Here is a 19,703-nt window from a genome sequence, read left to right on the forward strand (position 1 = left end):
GCCGAGGATGAAGCGGGGACGGCTGCGGGTGCTGCTCGGCGCCGCGCCCGGCGTCGGCAAGACCTACGAGATGCTCGAGGAGGGGCGGCGGCTCCTCCTCGAGGGAGAAGACGTGATCGTCGCGATCGTCGAAACCCACGGGCGGGCGGCGACGGCCGCGCTCGTCGAGGGCCTTCCGGTCCTCCCCCGCCATGTCGTGGCCCATCGCGGGGTCGAACTGACCGAGATGGACCTCGAGGCCGTCCTCGAGAGGTCGCCCCGCGTCGCGCTCGTCGACGAGCTCGCGCACACCAATGCGCCGGGTTCCCGCAATGAGAAGCGCTGGCAGGACGTGCAGGAGATATTGGATGCCGGCATCGACGTCATCACGACCGTCAACGTGCAGCACATCGAATCGCTCAACGACGTCGTCGAGCAGATCACCGGGATCGCGCAGCGCGAAACGGTGCCGGATGCCGTGATCCGGGCGGCAGATCAGATCGAAGTCGTCGACCTGGCGCCGCAGTCGCTGCGCGACCGTCTCTCGGCAGGTGTCGTGTATCCGGCGGAGCGGATCGATGCGGCACTGTCGAACTACTTCCGGCTGGGCAACCTCACGGCCCTGCGTGAACTCGCGCTGCTCTGGCTCGCCGACGAGGTCGACAGCGCGCTGCGCTCGTACCGCGCGGACCACGGCATCCGCGGCGCCTGGCAGGCACGCGAACGGGTCGTGGTCGCCCTCACCGGCGGCGCAGAAGGCGAGACGCTCGTCCGTCGGGGGGCGCGCATCGCCGCACGCTCGGCCGGCGGCGAGCTGCTGGCGGTGCACGTGTCGAGCCAGGACGGCTTGCGCGCTGCGACGCCGAGCACACTCGCCGAGCAGCGCGCTCTCGTCGAGGCCCTGGGCGGCACGTATCACCAGGTCGTCGGCGACGACATCCCCCGCTCACTCGTCGAGTTCGCCCGGTCCGTCGACGCGACGCAGCTCGTCATCGGCGTGAGCCGGCGCGGAAGGCTCCTGGGCGCCCTCGCCGGGCCGGGGATCGGCGCGACCGTCATCCGCGAATCGGGCGACATCGACGTGCACATCGTGACGCACGCCGCGGCGGGCGGTCGCTTCGTGCTCCCGCGCGTGACCGGCGGCGCCCTGAGTCGTCGGCGAGTCGTGCTGGGTTTCGTCGTCGCCCTCGTCGGCGTGCCGCTGCTCACCTGGCTGCTGTACCTGTTCCGCACGCCCGAGTCGATCACTTCGGACGTCCTGGCCTACCAGCTCGTCGTGGTGATCGTGGCGCTCGTCGGCGGCATCTGGCCCGCGCTGTTCGCCGCCGTGCTGTCGGGGCTCACCCTCGACTTCCTCTTCGTCGCCCCCCAGCTCACCGTGACGGTCAGTGATCCCCTGCACCTGTGGGCCCTGTGCCTGTACGTGATCATCGCGATGCTCGTCAGCTACATCGTCGATCAGGCGGCACGCCGTGCCCGCAAGGCCCACCGCGCGACGGCCGAGGCCGAGCTTTTGGCCTCGGTCGCCGGAAGCGTTCTGCGCGGTGAGAGCGCCGTGCCTGCTCTGCTCAGCCGCACACGCGAGGCGTTCGGCCTGAGCGGCGTGAGACTGCTGGATGCCGACGGTGCGGTGCTCGTCACCGACGGAGAGCCGGTGCCTGACAATCAGTTCATCGCGGTGCCGATCGGCGGCGACGCGTCCCCCCGCGCGACGCTCGAACTGCACGGTGGCACCTTGGATGCATCCGAGCGCCGTCTACTTGATGTCATCGTCGCTCAGCTCGGAGGGGCGCTCGAGCGCGCCGAACTCACCGAGACGGCCCGTGAAGCGGGAGTCCTCGCCGAGACCGACCAGGTGCGCAGCGCGCTGCTGTCCGCAGTCAGTCACGACCTGCGTGGCCCGCTCGCCGCCGCGGTTGCCGCGATCGGCGGCCTGCGAGAGACGGGCGACGACCTCTCGGCCTCGGACCGACGCGAGCTGCTCGAAACGGCGCACGAGAGCCTGGCGACGTTGTCGGCCCTCGTGACCGATCTGCTCGACGTCAGCCGCGTGCAGGCCGGCGTGCTGGCGGTGTCGCTGCGCCCCGTGGATGCCGCCGACGTCGTTCTCGCCTCGATCGAGGAACTCCACCTCGGCCCGGAGGACGTCGACCTGGCCCTGGATCCTGCTCTCCCCCCGCTCGTGGCCGACCCGGTGTTGCTGCAACGTGTGCTTGTGAACGTCCTGGCCAACGCCGAACGCTATGCCCCTCCGGGCACCAGCGTTCGCATCACGAGCAGCCGCTGGGGGTCCACGGCGCAGCTGCGCGTGATCGACCACGGTGCCGGCATCCCCGAAGACCGTCGCGACGACGTGTTCGCGCCGTTCCAGAGGCTCGGCGACACCGACAACGCCGCCGGGCTCGGTTTGGGCCTGGCATTGTCGAAGGGGTTCACCGAGGGGATGGGGGGCACCCTCACTCCTGAGAACACCCCGGGCGGAGGACTGACCATGGTGATCGAGCTCCCCTCGGCGGAATCGTGAAGATCCTCGTCGCCGACGACGATCCGCAACTCGTCCGCGCCCTGCGCATCACCCTGTCAGCGCACGGATACGACGTGATCGCCGCGCACGACGGCGCCGCAGCCGTGACCCTCGCCGCGCAGTCCCACCCCGACATCGTGCTCCTCGATCTCGGGATGCCGCGGCTGGAGGGCGTGCAGGTGATCGAAGCGCTGCGGGGGTGGACCTCGGCGCCGATCATCGTCGTGTCGGGCCGCACCGGCTCGGCGGACAAGGTCGAGGCTTTGGATGCCGGAGCCGACGACTACGTGACCAAGCCGTTCCAGATCGACGAGCTCCTGGCACGGCTGCGCGCACTGACGCGGCGAGCCGTGACCGACGCCGGCGAGTCGGTGATCTCGTTCGCGGGTGTCACGATCGACCTCGCCTCGAAAACCGTCACCCGAGACGGCGCGCGCGTGCACCTGACCCCCACCGAATGGCGGATGCTCGAGTTTCTCGCGCGTAACCCCGGCGCCCTCGTCACGCGTCAGACCTTGCTGAAGGAGATCTGGGGAAGCGACCAGGTGAGCGACTCGGGCTACCTGCGGCTCTATGTGGCGCAGCTGCGCAAGAAGCTCGAGGCCGACCCGGCCCGTCCGCAGCATCTGCTCACCGAGTCGGGCATGGGGTACCGGCTCGTGCTCGAGGCCTAGCTCCGTCAGAGCACCTTCCATCCGCGCATCCCTCCCCCGTTGCGCGCGTCAGGCCATCCGCAGGCCGCGGATGCCGGCGATCGAGCTCAGGCGACGGGGGCGGTGAGCGGGTCGGGTTTCCGGCGAGACCGTCCCGTGTCCGACACGACGGCAAGCCCTTCGCGAGCCCAGTACTCGAATCCGCCGATCAGCTCCTTGACGTGGGTGTAGCCGAGTTCGGCGAGAACGAGTGCGCCGCGGGTGCTGCCGTTGCAGCCCGGTCCCCAGCAGTACACGACGATCGCCGCGTCCTTGTCCGGAGCGACGTCGCCGACCCGGTCCCGAAGTTCGGCGTGAGGAATATGAACGGCTCCGGGGATGCGCCCCTGCCGCCACGCCGCCTCGTTTCGCACGTCGATCACGAGCGGCGCACCACCGCCAGCCCGCTCGGCGGCGAGGTCAGAAGGGTCGGTCTCGAACGCGAGCTTGGCAGCGAAGAAGTCCGCTGCGGTGAACGTCGTGTGCATTCCCCCATGCAACAGCCAGATCGCTCTCTCCGGAAGTCTCATTCGACGGGAGATGGGAGCGGGCTTACGTCTAGGGTCGGAGCATGCGAGCGGTGCGGCTGACCTGGACGATCGGCGGCGTCGGCCTCGTGCTCAGCGCGGTGATCGGCATGCTGCAGTACGCGCTTCCCGGTTCCGGTCCAGCCATCGCGATCGCCCTCGACGTGGTGTTCGCGGCCGCGGTGCTGCTTTTCGCGATCGGGCTGTCCGAGCGGGCGAGCGTCGTCGCGCGACGCCCGCTCGGCATGACGGCACTGGTGATCGTCGCACTGTGGCCGCTCGTCGTCCACGCGACGCAGCCGCTCCTTCCCACCATGGATGCCGCCACGTTCGAAGCAGGCCTCGACGCATACCGTGCAGCCGAGAGCGTGCTGACGACCGTCTTCGTCGTGAACCTGCTCGTCTCACTCGCCGCGGCGCTGGTCGCCGTCGTTCAGATCGCACGGGCGGAGACAGTTCCCGCCCCCTGGCGGTGGGCGCCGCTGTGGGCGCTTCTCGCATCGGTCGCCGGTGGAGTGCTTCCCCAGCTGATCTTCGCTTTCGCCGGTCCCGCCGGTGCCCAGAGCGTTGTCGAGGTGGCCGTGCTCCTCGGCGTGCTGGGGTTCCTCGCGCGCACTCTCGGACTCGGGATCCTCGCGCTCGTGATCGCCGCTCGTGTGCGCAGCGGCGACGTGAAGGTCTTCGGCCCGGCCTGACCCGCATCCCTCCCGCACCCGAACGCCCCCAACGCCCGACCCTGTGTCGGCGGGCGTGGACGCCGGGGCCGGGGGGAGGTATCGTTTCGCCCACTCACCGACTCAGGTGTGATCTCGCCTCAGGACCGGACAGGATCGCCTCACGAAGAAAGACTGAGGGCGTCGCAGTGCCAGCGCAGACCGCCACGCCGCATGCCCAAGAGTCGCCGCGAGTGCCCTCACCGACAGTGGCGTTTCTTCGCAGTCGCAAGCTCATGATCTTCGTGGTGATCGGTCTGGTGACCGGGGTGGTGCTCTGGATAGCCGGTCTGACGACCCCCCTCGCCGTCACCGCGTATCTGGTGCTCGGGGTAGTGAGCGCCATCACGGTGGTCGGCATGGTCCGAGATCTGATGCGCGGGCGGTGGGGGCTCGACGTCCTCGCCGTCATCGCCATGATCGCCACCCTCGCCGTGCAGGAGTACGTCGCGGGTCTCATCATCGCGCTGATGCTCACCGGAGGCGAAGCGCTCGAAGACCTGGCCGCGCGCCGGGCGAGCCGTGAACTCGACCAGCTGCTGAACCGAGCCCCGTCGTTCGCCGGCCGAATCGACCCTCGCACCGGCGAAGTTGAACGTGTCGCGGTCGAAGACGTCAAGGTGGGCGACGAACTGCTGGTGCGCTCCTCCGAGATCCTCCCCGTCGACGGGGTGCTGCTGTCAGATCACGCGACGATCGACGAATCGTCGGTGACGGGTGAGCCGATCCCCGTGAGCTATCGCAAGGGTGACTCCTTGCTGTCCGGCACGGTGAACGGCACCGCCAGTTTCACGATGCGCGCACAGAGGGCGGCGGCCGATTCGAACTACGCCTCGATCGTGCGGTTGGTTGCCGAAGCCGTCGATTCCCGCGCGCCGATGGTGCGGCTCGCCGACCGGTACGCCGTGCCGTTCACTGTCGTCTCGCTGCTCATCGCCGGCATCGCCTGGTACGTCAGCGGTGACCCCGTGCGATTCGCCGAAGTGCTCGTGGTTGCGACACCCTGTCCGCTGCTCATCGCCGCCCCCGTGGCCTTCATGGGTGGCATGAGCTCGGCAGCCAAGCTGAACGTCATCATCAAGGACGGAGGCGTCCTCGAGACGCTCGCGCGAGTGCGGTCGGCCGCGTTCGACAAGACCGGCACTCTGACGCAAGGCAACGCCGACGTGGTGGATATCCACCCGGCCGCCCACACGGCGACCGACACGCTTCGGTTCGCGGCCGCCGCGGAGCAGTACTCCGTGCACGTTTTCGCCGACCCGATCGTGGCCGCAGCGAAGCGACAGCACCTCGACCTGCCCGAAGTGACGAACGCTGACGAAGTGGCGACGAACGGCGTGCTCGCGTCGCTCGCCGACGGCACCGTGGTGCGGGTCGGAAAACCGTCGTTCATCGAAGAGGTCGCCGGGCCGATCGTCCGCCCCGCGCTGCATGCCGGCGAGACCGCCGTCTACGTGTCGGTCGGAAACAAACTGGCGGGCGTCATCATCCTGTCCGACCCGATCCGCCCCAACGCCGCCGACACCGTGTCCCGTCTTCGCGACGCCGGCGTGACAGAGATCGCGATGGTGACCGGTGATGTCGCCGCGACCGCCGAAGCCGTCGCGCACGCGGTCGGCATCAGCACGGTGCACGCCGAGATGACCCCGCAGACCAAGGTCGAGATCGTCCAGGGCATGCGACCGCGGCCCGTGCTCATGGTCGGCGACGGAATCAACGACGCCCCCGTGCTGGCCGTCGCCGACGTGGGTATCGCCGTGGCGGGACGAGGGGCCACCGTCGCGAGCGAGTCCGCAGCGGCGGTGATCACCTCGAACGAGATCGCGCGCGTGGCAGACGTCGTCTCTGTCTCGCAGCGGACCGTGCGCATCGCGTTGCAGTCGATCTGGATGGGCATCATCATCTCGGTCGGCCTGATGATCGTGGCCGCCTTCGGTGTCCTCCCCGCCGTGATCGGCGCCCTGTTGCAGGAGATCGTCGATCTGGTCGCGATCGTGTCGGCGCTCCGAGCGCGCGGCGCGCACAGGGGGGTGCAGCAGAAAGACGACCGCGTCGCACCGCAGCACGTGCTGTGATGGGAGGGTGAACATCCCCCAGAACTCGCTCTCGCTCACCCTCGTCGGCACCCCCGACTTCGGCAGCGACGTCCTCCAGTCGCTCTACCGCCTCACCGGACGCTCGACCGTCGAACTGCGCCGCGCGATCCGCGACGGTCAGCCCATCTACACCGCGGCACTGTTCGGCAGCGAGCACATCCGCGTCGTCCCCCGCCTCGAGAAGACCGTCGATTACCTGCAGGGTCTGGGCGTGCCGTTCACCGTGCACGAGTGGGCTGACGGCGAGCGCGACGAGATCTCACTGGAGGTCATGCGCGAGATCATCGAGTCCGGCAGCGAATAGCCCCCGCGTGCGGCGCGGTTCCTCGTCGGGCCCTCCTCGGACCGTCGACAAGGAACCGCGCCGTGCTCACGAGTCGCGCGTGCGCCGGTACTCCTCGCGCGTCAGCGCGTGCCCGTCATCGCCCACGAGGTCTTCGTCGGCTTCGCCCGACGGGTCTCCCGACCCGCCGACGGCCACGGGCTCCGGCTTGCGCGACAGCTTCGACGGCCACCAGATCGCCGGCCCGATGTCATACGACAGGGCGGGCACGAGCAGCGAGCGCACGATGAAGGTGTCGATCAGCACACCGAAGGCGACGATGAACGCGATCTGGGCGAGGAACAGGATCGGGATGACCCCGAGCGCTGCGAACGTCGCCGCGAGCACGAGCCCGGCAGAGGTGATGACGCCACCGGTGGCCACGAGGCCCCGCAGGATGCCCCGCCGCGTGCCGTGCACGAGAGACTCCTCGCGCACCCTCGACATCAAGAAGATGTTGTAGTCGATTCCGAGGGCCACCAAGAACACGAAGCCGAACAGTGGCACCGCCGGATCCGCTCCGGGGAAGTCGAAGATGCCGTTGAAGACGAGCGCACTGACACCCAGCGCCGTGGCGAACGACAGCACGACCGTCGCCATGAGCAGGACGGGAGCCAGGATCGAGCGCAGCAGCAGGATCAGGATCCCCAGCACGACCAACAGGATGACGGGGATGATGAGCGTGCGGTCGCGAATCGACGTGTCATTCGTGTCGATGTCCGTCGCGGTCTCGCCTCCGACGACCGCCTCGCCCTCTCCGAGCGCGTCGTTCAGCGAAACACGCAGCTCACGGACGGTGTCTTCAGCGGCATCCGAGTCAGCCGAATCGGTGAGCGTCGCGATGATGAGCACATCGCCGCCGGCGATCGTCGGCTCGGGCACGGGGGTTCCGGGCGGGCCTGCCGCCGAGAAGACGACCTCGCCGTCCTCCAGCGCGACCGGCGCCTGTCCGTTGGGCGAATCCTCCGATGCCGCCGAGACCGAGTCGATGCCCGCGTTCTCGTCGAGAAGTCCGAGGACCTCGGCCAGGTCATCCTCGGGGGCGATGATGTACACCGGGCTTCCCGACCCTGCCGGGAAGTGCTCGGCGAGAGCGGCCTGACCGTCACGCGCCTGCGACTCGCCCAGAACGAGGTCGCTCGAGGGAACGCCCTCGGCCTTGAGCTGTGTCACGCCGAACGCACCGGCGAGCAGCACGAGCGTCGACACGATCCAGACGATCCGCGCGTGACGAGCCACGAAGCGGGCCTGACGCGGCCAGAGGCCCTTGACGGGCTTGCTGAGGTCGTCGGGAACCATCACGAGAGCCTGCTTCGGCGCGAACGGCCAGAACGCCGCGCGACCGACGAGTGCCAGCAGGGCCGGAAGGAACGTGAGGGCGGACAGCATCGAGAACGCGATGCCGATCGAGGCGATCGGCCCCAGCGCACGGTTCGTGGCGAGGTCGGACAGCAACAGGCACATGAGCCCGGCGATGACCGTTCCGCCCGATGCGAGGATCGGCTCCCACGAGCCGCGCCAGGCTCGGACGGTGGCATCCCATCGCCCTGCGCCCTCGGCGATCGCTTCTCGATATCTCGCGACATAGAGCAGCGCATAGTCCGTGGCTGCACCGATCACGAGGATGAACAGGATGCCTTGCACCTGCCCGTTCAGCACGACGATGCCGTTGAACGCGAGCCACCACACCGTGAGCAGCGCGACACACAGCGCGAACACACTCGTCAGCAGCACGACGATCGGAAGCAGCGGCGAACGGTAGACGATGATGAGGATGATGAAGACGGCGATGAGAGCAACGGCGAGCAGCAGTCCGTCGATGCCGAGGAAGCCCTCGACGAGGTCGGCGGTGAAGCCTGCCGGCCCGGTCACCCATCCCTCGAGACCGTCGGGCAGGCTTTCGGCCAGGAGCGCTCGCATCTCGGCGACGGTTTCGCCGATATCGGCCGACGAGTCGATCGGCACGAAGATCTGAGCCGCATCCCCGTCTTCGGAGGGAATCGGCGGCGAGATCTCGTCCTGCACGTCGCTGAGCGCGGCGATGTCGTCGGCGAGAGTCTGCAGATCGGCGAACTGCTCCTCGGTGAGTTCTTCGTCGGACTCGACGATCACGACGGCCGGGATCGTGTCATCTCCCAGGAACTCCGAGAGTCGCTCGTTCACCTGAGTCGCATCAGCGCTCTCGGGAAGGAAGCTGGACCGGTCGTTCGTGGAGACCTCTTCGACCTTGCCGAAGTAGGGACCACCTATTGCCCCACCCACGACCCAGAGCAGGACGAGAAACACCGGAATACCGATGCGGAGCCAACGTGAAGGAGCGAGTTTCGCGTGATGCGCCGAAGACATATAGCTAGCTTAGCTAGCTATACGCCCTCTTGTTCACCGTGACAGCAAAAAAACGATGGATGCCACCGTCGCGATGACGCCGAGAGCGAAGAACCCGACTGTGAGCCATCCCAGAAACCGCACCGCGGGCGACCCTTTTGTGAGGCGCATCCGGTCGTCACGCCCGGCACGGACGTAGACGTCCGCCGTCTCGCGCCCCTCGAGCGCAGCCTGCTGGTCGGGGCTCAGCCAGGCGTGACCGACCCGGCCACTGCTGCCGAACCACCGCGCACTGCGGTGCCCCTGCTCGTCGGCGAGGACGGCCTGGGTGAGTGACCATGAGCCATCGGCGAGCCAGACGATGAGGGTCGCGAGAGCCAGTACGACCGCTCCCCCGAAGCCGACCCACGTGAAGATCTCGGCGATGGCATCTATCGCGCGGTCGTTCACCTCCTCAGGCTAGCGGAGGCACCATGGCAACGCCGAAGGCCCCCGACCCTGCGTCTCCGCTGGATCGAGGGCCTTCGCTCTCGGAGCCACCTAAGGGAATCGAACCCTTGACCTATTCATTACGAGTGAATCGCTCTGCCATCTGAGCTAAGGTGGCGCGCTTCGCTTACGCGGCGCACGATGGACAATCCTACAGGGTCCGGAAGGCCCTCGGTGACACGGCCTGCGTGACGGCGTATTACGACCGAATCGGATGCCGCGACCCCGCGACGTACATTCGGAGTCGTTCCGCGGTGAAGCGAGCGCGGTACCGGCTCCGCGCTTGCGGTCTGCACCGCCCCGCGGAGCCTGACCCAAGGAGCCACTCGCATGTCCACTCGATTCACCACCGCGGCCGCCCTGGCCCTTCCCCTCGCTCTGCTGCTCACCGCCTGCGGCTCGGGCCCGTCAGACGACGCCGGGGCTGAGGCCGGCGCGGGCGTGGTCGGCGTCGTGCGCATCGGCGTGGTCGGCGCCGGCGATCCCTACTGGCAGACCTACGCCGAAGCCGCCGCGGCCGAAGGCATCGAGGTCGAGATCGTCGACTTCACCGAGTACACGCAGCCGAACCCCGCTCTGTCCGCCGGCGAGCTGGACCTCAACCAGTTCCAGCACATCGTCTACCTCGGCACCTACAACGTCAACGCGGGCGACGATCTGCAGCCCATCGGCTCGACCGCGATCTACCCCCTCGGGCTCTACTCGACGCAGTACGACTCCGTCGCCGACATCCCCGAGGGCTCCACCGTCATCGTTCCCGACGATGAGAGCAATCAGGCCCGCGGCCTTCTCGTGCTGCAGTCGGCCGGGCTCATCGAGCTCACCGACGGCGGATCGATCTTCTCGACGGTCGCCGACGTCTCGCCGGACTCGAAGGTCGTCGTCGAAGCACTCGATGCCGCCCTCACGCCCACGTCGCTCCCCGACGTCGCCGCCGCGATCGTGAACAACGACTTCGTCGAAGACGCGGGTCTGCAGTTCTCGGACGCCATCGCGCAGGACGACCCGACCGACCCGAACGCGCTGCCCTACGTCAACGTCTTCGCTTCGCGTGCCGCCGACGTCGACAACCCGACGTACCTCAAGCTCGTCGAGATCTACCAGAACACCCAGGCAGTCCTCGACGGCGTCCAGGCGGCATCCGGTGACACCGCCGTGCTGCTGAAGACCCCGCGGGCAGACCTCGTCGAGTCGCTCGAGACCGTCGAAGAAGACGTCCGCGCCAACCAGTGACCCTCGCGTGTGCGGCCCGTTCCCCTGCGGGCCGCACACGCGCGTCGTCTGTGAGGAGACGCCCATGACGCTCATCCGGCTCACGGCGGTCACGAAGACCTTTCCCGCCGCGGGAAAGAACGCTGTGCCCGTCACCGCCGTCGACGGTGTCGACCTCGACATCGCGGCGGGCGAGGTCTGCGGGATCATCGGCTACTCGGGAGCCGGCAAGAGCACCGTGCTGCGCCTCGTGAACGCGCTCGAGACGCCCACCTCGGGCACCGTCGAGATCGACGGCCGCGACATCACCCGTCTGCGCGAGCGCGACCTGCGCAACCTGCGCGGCGACATCGGCATGATCTTCCAGCAGTTCAACCTGTTCGACTCGCGCACCGTCGCCGGCAACGTCGCGTACCCGCTCGAGATCGCGCGGCGGCCGCGGGCCGAGATCACGGCGCGGGTCGCCGAACTGCTCGACTTCGTCGGACTCGCCGACAAGGCACGGAACCATCCCGAGCAGCTGTCAGGCGGGCAGCGTCAGCGCGTCGGCATCGCCCGGGCCCTCGCGACGAGTCCGCGCATCCTGCTCGCCGACGAGGCCACGAGCGCGCTCGACCCCGAGACGACAGCCGAAGTGCTTGATCTGCTGCGCCGCGTCAACCGCGACCTGGGCGTGACGATCCTCGTCATCACGCACGAGATGGATGTCATCCGCACCCTCGCCGACCGCGTCATCGTGATGGAGGAAGGACGCATCATCGAGCAGGGCGAGGTCTTCGACGTGATGTCAGCGCCGCAGCGCGCGGCCACGCGACGCTTCGTCTCGAGCATCATCGACGACGTCCCCCGCGGTGAGCAGCTGCGCACCCTCCGAAAGCGACACCCGGGGCGCATGGTCACCTTCACGATCCGCGACGGCGATGTGACACAGTCCGACGTCTTCGCGGCTCTGGCCGCCCACGGCGTGCGCTTCGAACTCATCCACGGCGGCATCAACGACATCCGCGGCCGCGTGTTCGGACATCTCACACTGTCGGTCACCGGTGAGACAGACGCCGTCGAACGGGCGATAGCCGCGGCATCCGGCTTCGCTCCCCTGATCGAGGAGGACACCCGTGGATAGGCTCATCGAACTGCTGCCGCAGCTGTGGTCTGCGACAGCCGAGACGCTCTACATGGTCACCCTGAGCCTCGTCTTCGGCGGTGTCGCCGGGCTCGTGCTCGGCCTCGCCCTGTACGCGACTCGCGCCGGGAGCCTGTTTCCGAACAAGGTCGTGTTCGGCGTGCTCAACGTCGTCGTGAACACCTTCCGCCCCATCCCGTTCATCATCCTGCTCGCCGCCGTGCAGCCGCTCGCCCGCGGTCTGGGCATCCGCGGCATCGGCATCGAGTTCGGCGTCTTCGCGATCTCGCTCGCGTCGATGTTCGCGATCGGCCGCATCGTCGAGCAGAACCTCATCACGGTGCGGCCCGGCGTCATCGAGGCCGCGCGCGCTGCAGGGGCGAGCAGGTCGCGCATCCTGTTCCGCCTCGTGCCGCGTGAAGCACTCGGACCGCTCATCCTCGGCTACACGTTCATCGTCGTCGCCCTCGTCGACATGACGGCGATGGCGGGTGTCGTCGCCGCCGGGGGCCTCGGTCAGTTCGCGATCGTCAACGGGTTCCGCCAGTTCAACCCGTGGGTGACCTGGGCAGCCGTCGTCGTCATCGTCGTGATCGTGCAGGGAGTGCAGTTTCTCGGCAACGCGCTCGCGCGGCGCACGCTGCGACGCTGACTACTCGCAGCGCAGGTCGGAGTCGGGCACCGTGCCGTCGAGGAAGTACGCCAGCACGGCGTCGTCGACGCACGCGTTGCCCTTGTTGAATCCCGTGTGTCCCTCGCCGACACGCGTGATGAGCACTCCCGACGACAGCTGCTCGGCCAGCGACACCGACCACTCGTACGGAGTCGCCGGGTCATTCGTCGTGCCGACCACGAGGATGGGCGCGGCTCCCTCGGCCGCGACCGGCTCGCGCACGCCCGTCGGGGCGACCGGCCACGAGTCACACGGGTCGGGACCCGACCAGTACGGAGCGATGGTCGGCGCGTCCGCCGCGATGCGAGCCGTCGAGGCGTCCTCTTCGGCAGCGGTGGTGTCGTCGGGGTAGTCCATGCAGTTGTACGCCGTGAACGCCTCGGTCTGGTTGTCGAGGTATTCGCCGCCCTGGCGGTTGTAGTAGAAGTCGGCGAGCAGGAACGCCGCCTGCGCATCACCCTCGAGCACGCCCGTGAGCGCCTGCGTCAGGGCGGGCCACGAATCGGTGGAGTAGAGCGCGGCGATGATCGCCGTCATGAGCGAGTCGGCTCCGAGCATGCGGCCGTCGGCGTTCTCGATCGGCCGCCGCTCGACGCTCGCGAGCAGCGTGCCGAGGTCTGCCATGGCCTCATCGAGGGTGCCGCGGAACGGACAGTCCCCACCCGAGAGGCAGTCGGCCATGTACGCCCGCAGCGCCGATTCGAAACCGAGCGCCTGCGTCGTCGAGACGTCGAGAGCCGAGACGGCGGGGTCGATCGCGCCGTCGAGCACCATCCGCCCCACCCGTTCAGGGAACAGCTTCGCGTACGTCGCCCCGAGGAACGTGCCGTACGAATACCCGAGGTAGTTGAGAGTGCGATCGCCGAGCACCGCGCGCAGCAGATCCATGTCGCGCGCCGCGTTGTCGGTCGTGATGAACGCGAGGATGCCGTCGCTGTTGGCCTCGCACGCCTCGGCGAAGCCCTCGTTGGACCGCGTCCGAGCGGCCTCCCACTCGGACGATCCGCGCTGGCCCGGCGTGATGCCGAACAGGTATTCGTCCATCTCTGGTGTGTCGAAGCACGTCACGGCGGTGGACTCCCCCACGCCGCGCGGGTCGAAGCCGATGACGTCGTAGGCCGCTGCCAGCTCATTGCCGACGGCGTAAGAGACCGCATCGCGCACGAGCGCAATGCCGCTCGCGCCGGGGCCGCCGGGGTTGGTCAGGAGCGACCCGAGCGGCTCGTCGCCACCTGTCGCACGCTGACGGATGACGGACAGCTCGATCTCGGCAGCCTCGGGGTTCTGCCAGTCCAGCGGCGCCGTCACCGTCGTGCAGTCCAGCAACCCGCCGCAGTCGGACCACGTCAGCGTCTGCTCATAGAACGGCAGGAGGTCGGTAGGCACCCCTTGCACGTCGGGCGACAGACTCGTCGTGGGACGGGCGTCCTGATCGGGGATCGCGGAGTAGAGGCAGCCGGACAGGGCGACGGATGCGGCGGCAAGGACCGCGACGGCGGTCACGGCTCGGCGCAGGAAACGGCCAGGGGTGGTACCGGTCACGGGGTCCTTCCGCTCGCGACGGTCACGAGCATGCTCTCGAGGGCGAGGGCGGGGGCGACGTTCTGTTCGAGGTTGCGGCGTGTCTCGGAGATCCGGTCGAGCACGACCAGCGTCCGCTCGATCGACCATGCGCCCGCCAGAGCGTGCAAGTCGTCGACCAGTTCACGGTTCACCAGGTCGTCGGTGCGGGAGTACTGGATCATGAGCACGTCGCGGAAGAGCGACTGCAGGTCGGTGAGCACGCGGTCGATGCCGTCGCGCAGGCTGCGCGTCGCGCGCCGCTTCTGCCCGTCTTCGAGCGCCGACAGCTGGGCGCGCACGGCGGGCGGCACACTCGCGCCCGGGGCGATGCCCAGTGTGCGTCGCAGCGCTTCGCGCTCAGCCTCATCGCGCTCGACCGTGAGCGCCTTGGCATCGTCGGTCGCGAGCTGCACGACGCGGCCGGCCACCTCGACGGCGTCGCCGACGCCGCGCACCGCGAGCACCGACCGCAGCGTCTCGTCGCGGCGCGCGCGGGCCGCAGCATCGGTGGCGAGGCGTTGCGCCATGCCGATGTGCCGCTGCGCATGGCGCGCCGACTGCTCGGCGAGCGCCGCATCGGCGCCCGTGCGCTGCGCGATGAGCCGCGCGACATCGGCGATGTCGGGGTCTCGCAGGCGCAGAGTGCGCACGCGCGAGCGGATCGTGGGCAGCAGGTCGGCGTCACTCGGCGCGCACAGCACCCACACCGTGCGCTCGGGCGGCTCTTCAAGGGCCTTCAGCAGAACGTTCGACGTGCGCTCGGCCATGCGGTCGGCGTCTTCCATCACGATGACGCGGTAGCGGCCGAGCGACGGAGCGAAGTACGAGCGCTCGACGAGCGCGCGGGCGTCTTTGATCGAGATGATGACACCCTCGGTGCGCAACGACGTCAGATCCGGATGCGTTCCGGCGAGCACCTGCCGCATCGCCTTCTCGTCACCGGGTTCGGCGATGAGCGCCGCGGCGAACGCGTAGGCGAGCGTCGAGCGCCCCGACCCCGGCGGGCCCGTGATGAGCCACGCGTGGGTCATGTCTGCCGGGTCGGATGCCGCCGACTGCAGCGCGGCGAGCGCATCGTTCTGCCCCCACACCTCACCCCAGGGGACATCACTCGCGGCGTCCGCGATCGCCGTGGCATCCATGCAGTCAGCCTAGCCGGGGGCGCCGACAGGTCTTCATGTGAGGAGGGCCTCGACGCGGTCGCGGACGAGGCCCGCGATCTCGTCGGGGGGCCGGGCGGCGTCGACGACGAGGAAGCGCTCAGGCTCGGCAGCTGCCAGCGCGAGGAACTCCTCGCGCACGCGCGCGTGGAACGCGCTCTTCTCGGCTTCGAGCCGGTCGAAGGGCTTGTCGTCGGCCACCAGCCGCTCCCGCGCGACGTCGGGGTCGAGGTCGAGCAGCACCGTGAGGTCGGGAAGCAGACCCTCCGTCGCCCACAGCGACAGGTCGCGCACTTCGTCGCGGCCGAGCACTCGACCGGCACCCTGATAGGCCACCGACGAGTCGAGGTAACGGTCCTGGAGGACGATGTCGCCGCGCTCGAGGGCAGGGCGCACGAGCGTCTCGATGTGATGCGCTCGATCGGCGGCGTACAGCAGCGCCTCAGCCCGCGGCGCGATCTCGCCCCGGTGGTGGAGCACGATGTCGCGCACGAGCACCCCGACCTCGGTGCCCCCCGGCTCGCGCGTGCGCACGACCGTGCGCCCGCGCCGGCTGAGCCACTGCTCGAGCAGGGCCGCCTGCGTCGTCTTGCCGACGCCGTCGCCCCCCTCGAGCGTGACGAACAGCCCGCGCTCGCCGGTGTGCTGACCCTGCCGAGCGGTCACTTCTTCTTCGCCGGCGCCTTGCGCGTCGTCGTCTTGCGCTTGGGCGCGGGGCCCTTCGCACGCTTGTCGGCGATCATCTGCACGGCGATCTCGTACGTGATGTCGTCGGGCATCTGACCGCGCGGGATCGTCACGTTCGTCTCGCCGTCGGTCACGTACGCGCCGAAGCGGCCGTCACGGATGCGGATCGGCTTGCCGCTCACCGGGTCGTTCTCGAACTCCTTGAGCGCGCTCGAAGCCCGGCGTGCGCCGTACTTCGGCTGCGCGTAGATCGCGAGAGCCTGCTCGAGCGTCATGTCGAAGATGAGCTCTTCGCTGTCGATCGTGCGCGAGTCGGTGCCCTTCTTGAGGTACGGGCCGTACGGTCCGTTCTGCGCCGTGATGACCTCGCCCGACTCGGGGTCGGTGCCAACGACGCGAGGAAGCGCGAGCAACTGCAGCGCCGTATCGAGTTCGATCGTCTCGGGAGACATCGACTTGAACAGCGACGCGCGGCGCGGCTTGGGCGCGGCATCCTTCTTGGTCGACTTCTTCTTCGGCGCCGTGACCTCGCCCGTCGCCTCATCGACGGCGACCTCGGTCTCGGGGATCTCCTCTTCGAGGTACGGACCGAAACGGCCGTCCTTGACGACGATGAGCCGGCCGTTCTCGGGGTTCTCGCCGAGCACGCGGTTTCCCGCGACGGGCGCGTCGATGAGCTCCTGCGCCTTCTCGGGCGTCAGCTCGTCGGGGGCGAGATCATCGGGCAGGTTGACCCGGCGCGGATCGGCCTCGGGGTTCTCGGGATCGATCACGTCGAGGTACGGCCCGTAGCGGCCGAACCGCACGGTCGCCGTATCGGTGATCTTCGTCGCGTTCAGCTCGCGCGCGTCGATCTCACCGAGGTTGTCGATGATCTTGCGCAGGCCCGTGTGCGACTCGGAGCCGAAGTAGAAGGAGTGCAGCCACTCCGCACGCTTCTGCTCGCCACGGGCGATCGCGTCGAGGTCGTCTTCGAGCGCCGCCGTGAAGTCGTAGTCCACGAGGTCGGCGAAGTGCTGCTCGAGCAGACGCACGATGCTGAACGCGAGCCAGCTGGGTACGAGCGCCTGGCCGCGCTTGGTGACATAGCCGCGGTCGAGGATGACATCGATGATGCTCGCGAACGTCGAGGGGCGACCGATGCCCTTCTCTTCGAGCGCCTTGACGAGGCTCGCCTCGGTGTAGCGGGGCTTGGGGCTCGTCGCGTGGCCCTTGGCCTCGACGTCCTTCAAGCGCAGCGTGTCGCCGACGGTCATGACGGGAAGCGCCTGGTCGTCGGCCTTGTCGGCGTCGGCGCGCTTCTCGTCGCGCCCCTCTTCATATGCCTCGAGGAAGCCCTTGAACGTGTAGACGGTACCCGATGCGGTGAACTCGGCCTGCTCGCCGCCGGCGTCGACCGTGAGCGTGACGGTCGTCGTCTCGTACTTCGCGTCGGCCATCTGGCTGGCCATCGTGCGCTTCCAAATGAGGTCGTACAGGCGCTGCTCATCGCGATCGAGCTGCGCGGCCACCGACGCCGGCGTGCGGAAGTCATCGCCCGAGGGACGGATCGCCTCGTGCGCCTCCTGCGCGTTCTTGCTCTTGCTGCGGTAGACGCGCGGGCTCAGGGGCACGGCCTTCTCGCCGTAGAGCGCGACGGCCTGCGCTCGCGCGGCCTGCACGGCCTGCGTGCCCAGCGCCGTCGAGTCGGTACGCATATAGGTGATGAAGCCCTTTTCATACAGGCGCTGCGCGACGCTCATGGCGTGCTTCGCGCTCATCGAGAGCTTGCGACCGGCCTCTTGCTGCATCGTCGACGTCGTGAAGGGCGGCTTGGGGCTGCGCGTTCCCGGCTTGGCCTCGAGATTCGACACGGATGCCGTGCCGACAGAGGCCACAGCCTCAGCGAGCGAACGGGCGCGGTCCTCGTCGAGGACGACGACGGCCTTCTTGAGCTCACCGCGGTCGTCGAAGTCGGTGCCGCGAGCCAGCGGCGCACCGCCGAGACGGGCCAGACGCGTCGTGAACGACGCGCCCTGCGCCTCGTTGATCGCGGCGATCGCCTCGAGATCCCAGTACGAAGCCGAGATGAAGGCCATGCGCTCGCGCTCGCGATCGACGACCAGACGCGTGGCGGCGGACTGCACGCGGCCCGCCGACGTGCCCTGACCGACCTTGCGGCGCGTCACGTCAGAGACATCCCAGCCGTAGAGGCGGTCGAGGATACGGCGCGTCTCCTGAGCGTCGACGAGCGCGACATCGAGTTCGCGCGTGTTCTCGACGGCGGCGCGGATTGCATCCTTCGTGATCTCGTGGAAGACCATGCGCTTGACGGGAACCTTGGGCTTGAGCGCCTCGAGCAGGTGCCACGCGATGGCTTCGCCCTCGCGGTCCTCATCAGTGGCGAGGAGGAGCTCATCGGCGCCCTTCAGCGCACGCTTGAGCTCAGCGACGGTCTTCTTGCCGCGCTCGGACTCCACATAGAAAGGGGTGAACCCGTTCTCGATGTCGATCGAGTACTTTCCGACCGACGTCTTCTTGAGCTCGGCCGGGATGGCTTTGCGGTCCGCCAGATCGCGGATGTGCCCTACTGAGCTGAGCACCTCATAATCGTCGCCGAGGTATCCCTGGATCGACCGCATCTTGGTCGGGGACTCGACGATGACGAGCTTCTTGCCTTGTGCCAATGCAGCCGTCCTTTCTACGTCGCACACCATACACGCCGAAATACCATGCACTCGCTGAGAGCCGGTGGTCACGGGGGCTGGGGCGGAGGCCCCGCGCGCGCCGCGGCGGTGCCTGTGAAGGGGCCGAAGGGCGCCTGCACCGACACCGTCGCGACGAGCCCGACGACATCGCACGCCGTCAGCGTCGCGCCGCCGAGGGCCGCCAGCTGCACCGCCCGCTCGCACGGGACGCCCGCTGCTGCGCCCGAGGCGGTATCGGCAGCCGCGAGCGCCGCGGCGTCGGCGGCGCCGGCCAGACGCTGCCCGAACACCGCCGCGCCCGCCGTCGCGGTGAGCCCGGCGGCCAGCAGCGCGATACCCGCGACGACACCCACGACCGCGGGCGCCCCTGCCATCAGCGACCACCCGCGAGGGCGCAGCCGGTCGCCGTCAGGGTGAGCGCGAGCAGGGCGGGCGCCGTCGCGGTGACACATACGATGTCGTCGTCTTCGCGCACCGCGACCCCCGCCCCCGGGACGGCCGTCGCGACGCCGGCCGCCGCGCGCGCGAGCGAGTCGCCGCGCGCGATGATCCGGGCGGCGTCGGCGGCGGCATCCTGCAGTCGCACGTGCCGCGACGCGGCACCGAGGGTTCCCGCCGCAAGCAGCAGCACGAGCACGATCGCCGGCAGCGCGACGGCGAACTCGGCTGCAACCGCCCCCGAGTCGTCGCGGAGCGCGCGCCCCCTCATGCCACGGTCAGCGCGCGACGGACGAGGTCGGTCAGGATGCCGCGCACTTCGTCGCTGCGCATGATGACGACGAGAAGGCCGGCAAAGGCGACGGCTGCCATCGTCGCGATCGCGTACTCGGCCGTGGCTGCACCGGATTCGTCGGTGAAGAGGCGGGCGGCGCGACGGCGGGTGAGGCGGGGCGGGCGCGTGGTGGTCATGGCGACTCTGCTTTCTCGAGAG

The 19,703-nt window shown here is 68.9% G+C and carries 18 protein-coding genes and 1 tRNA gene; 8 read left to right on the forward strand and 11 right to left on the reverse strand.

Translation table 11 applies throughout. The features are described 5' to 3' along the window. Window positions 1-7 precede the first annotated feature (7 nt). Entirely contained in the window at window positions 8-2,503 is a 2,496-nt protein-coding gene (locus AC25YV_RS03145; protein WP_488122387.1) for a DUF4118 domain-containing protein, read from the forward strand. Continuing rightward, window positions 2,500-3,177 carry a response regulator gene (locus AC25YV_RS03150; protein WP_488122388.1) on the forward strand — a complete coding sequence of 226 codons (678 nt, stop codon included), beginning with the start codon at window positions 2,500-2,502 and terminating at the stop codon, window positions 3,175-3,177. The genes AC25YV_RS03145 and AC25YV_RS03150 overlap by 4 nt, the downstream gene beginning before the upstream one ends. An 86-nt stretch (window positions 3,178-3,263) precedes the next feature. On the opposite strand, the gene AC25YV_RS03155 is transcribed toward AC25YV_RS03150, so the two are convergent. Next, window positions 3,264-3,683: a rhodanese-like domain-containing protein gene (locus tag AC25YV_RS03155; RefSeq protein ID WP_488122389.1), complete on the reverse strand. Its 420-nt coding sequence runs from the start codon at window positions 3,681-3,683 to the stop codon at window positions 3,264-3,266. A gap of 83 nt (window positions 3,684-3,766) precedes the next feature. Between AC25YV_RS03155 and AC25YV_RS03160 the strand changes: the two genes are divergently transcribed. The 3 genes from AC25YV_RS03160 (at window position 3,767) to AC25YV_RS03170 (ending at window position 6,835) form a co-directional block, all read left to right on the forward strand. After that, complete coding sequence (locus tag AC25YV_RS03160; protein WP_488122390.1) at window positions 3,767-4,417, forward strand: hypothetical protein; 651 nt, start codon at window positions 3,767-3,769, stop codon at window positions 4,415-4,417. Between the two features lie 254 nt (window positions 4,418-4,671). Continuing rightward, window positions 4,672-6,510 carry a heavy metal translocating P-type ATPase gene (locus AC25YV_RS03165; RefSeq protein ID WP_488122864.1) on the forward strand — a complete coding sequence of 613 codons (1,839 nt, stop codon included), beginning with the start codon at window positions 4,672-4,674 and terminating at the stop codon, window positions 6,508-6,510. Between the two features lie 7 nt (window positions 6,511-6,517). Continuing rightward, the gene (locus AC25YV_RS03170) at window positions 6,518-6,835 is read left to right on the forward strand and encodes a hypothetical protein (protein ID WP_488122391.1); all 318 of its coding nucleotides are present in this window, start codon (window positions 6,518-6,520) and stop codon (window positions 6,833-6,835) included. A gap of 66 nt (window positions 6,836-6,901) precedes the next feature. Here AC25YV_RS03170 and AC25YV_RS03175 read toward each other — a convergent pair whose 3' ends face one another. The 3 genes from AC25YV_RS03175 to AC25YV_RS03185 form a co-directional block, all read right to left on the reverse strand. After that, window positions 6,902-9,199: an MMPL family transporter gene (locus AC25YV_RS03175; RefSeq protein ID WP_488122392.1), complete on the reverse strand. Its 2,298-nt coding sequence runs from the start codon at window positions 9,197-9,199 to the stop codon at window positions 6,902-6,904. 33 nt (window positions 9,200-9,232) lie between these two features. Then, a complete protein-coding gene (locus AC25YV_RS03180; protein ID WP_488122393.1) occupies window positions 9,233-9,628 on the reverse strand; it encodes a hypothetical protein in 396 nt (131 codons plus the stop codon). An 84-nt stretch (window positions 9,629-9,712) separates the two neighbouring features. Beyond that, window positions 9,713-9,785 (reverse strand) — tRNA-Thr (locus AC25YV_RS03185). A gap of 212 nt (window positions 9,786-9,997) precedes the next feature. On the opposite strand from AC25YV_RS03185, the gene AC25YV_RS03190 reads away from it, so the two are divergent. The 3 genes from AC25YV_RS03190 to AC25YV_RS03200 all read left to right on the forward strand — a co-directional run bounded on the left by AC25YV_RS03190 (window position 9,998) and on the right by AC25YV_RS03200 (window position 12,654). Then, window positions 9,998-10,900: a MetQ/NlpA family ABC transporter substrate-binding protein gene (locus tag AC25YV_RS03190; protein WP_488122394.1), complete on the forward strand. Its 903-nt coding sequence runs from the start codon at window positions 9,998-10,000 to the stop codon at window positions 10,898-10,900. A 64-nt stretch (window positions 10,901-10,964) separates the two neighbouring features. Then, the gene (locus AC25YV_RS03195) at window positions 10,965-12,002 is read left to right on the forward strand and encodes a methionine ABC transporter ATP-binding protein (RefSeq protein ID WP_488122395.1); all 1,038 of its coding nucleotides are present in this window, start codon (window positions 10,965-10,967) and stop codon (window positions 12,000-12,002) included. Further along, a complete protein-coding gene (locus AC25YV_RS03200; protein WP_488122396.1) occupies window positions 11,995-12,654 on the forward strand; it encodes a methionine ABC transporter permease in 660 nt (219 codons plus the stop codon). The genes AC25YV_RS03195 and AC25YV_RS03200 overlap by 8 nt, the downstream gene beginning before the upstream one ends. Here AC25YV_RS03200 and AC25YV_RS03205 read toward each other — a convergent pair whose 3' ends face one another. The 7 genes from AC25YV_RS03205 to AC25YV_RS03235 form a co-directional block, all read right to left on the reverse strand. After that, window positions 12,655-14,217, reverse strand: coding sequence for an alpha/beta hydrolase (locus AC25YV_RS03205; protein WP_488122397.1), 1,563 nt, complete (start codon window positions 14,215-14,217; stop codon window positions 12,655-12,657). It lies immediately after the preceding gene. Next, the gene (locus tag AC25YV_RS03210) at window positions 14,214-15,380 is read right to left on the reverse strand and encodes a DNA polymerase III subunit delta' (RefSeq protein WP_488122398.1); all 1,167 of its coding nucleotides are present in this window, start codon (window positions 15,378-15,380) and stop codon (window positions 14,214-14,216) included. The genes AC25YV_RS03205 and AC25YV_RS03210 overlap by 4 nt, the downstream gene beginning before the upstream one ends. A 33-nt stretch (window positions 15,381-15,413) precedes the next feature. Then, complete coding sequence (tmk, locus tag AC25YV_RS03215) at window positions 15,414-16,064, reverse strand: dTMP kinase (protein WP_488122399.1); 651 nt, start codon at window positions 16,062-16,064, stop codon at window positions 15,414-15,416. Next, complete coding sequence (gene topA / locus AC25YV_RS03220) at window positions 16,061-18,751, reverse strand: type I DNA topoisomerase (protein WP_488122400.1); 2,691 nt, start codon at window positions 18,749-18,751, stop codon at window positions 16,061-16,063. The genes tmk and topA overlap by 4 nt, the downstream gene beginning before the upstream one ends. 68 nt (window positions 18,752-18,819) lie before the next feature. Continuing rightward, window positions 18,820-19,146, reverse strand: coding sequence for a helicase (locus AC25YV_RS03225; RefSeq protein WP_488122401.1), 327 nt, complete (start codon window positions 19,144-19,146; stop codon window positions 18,820-18,822). After that, window positions 19,146-19,481, reverse strand: a complete 336-nt coding sequence (locus AC25YV_RS03230) for a TadE family type IV pilus minor pilin (protein ID WP_488122402.1) — start codon at window positions 19,479-19,481, stop codon at window positions 19,146-19,148. The genes AC25YV_RS03225 and AC25YV_RS03230 overlap by 1 nt, the downstream gene beginning before the upstream one ends. Continuing rightward, the gene (locus AC25YV_RS03235) at window positions 19,478-19,681 is read right to left on the reverse strand and encodes a DUF4244 domain-containing protein (protein WP_488122403.1); all 204 of its coding nucleotides are present in this window, start codon (window positions 19,679-19,681) and stop codon (window positions 19,478-19,480) included. Before AC25YV_RS03235 ends, AC25YV_RS03230 begins: the two co-directional genes overlap by 4 nt. Window positions 19,682-19,703: the final 22 nt, after the last annotated feature.

Source organism: Microbacterium sp. Y832, from assembly GCF_057669765.1.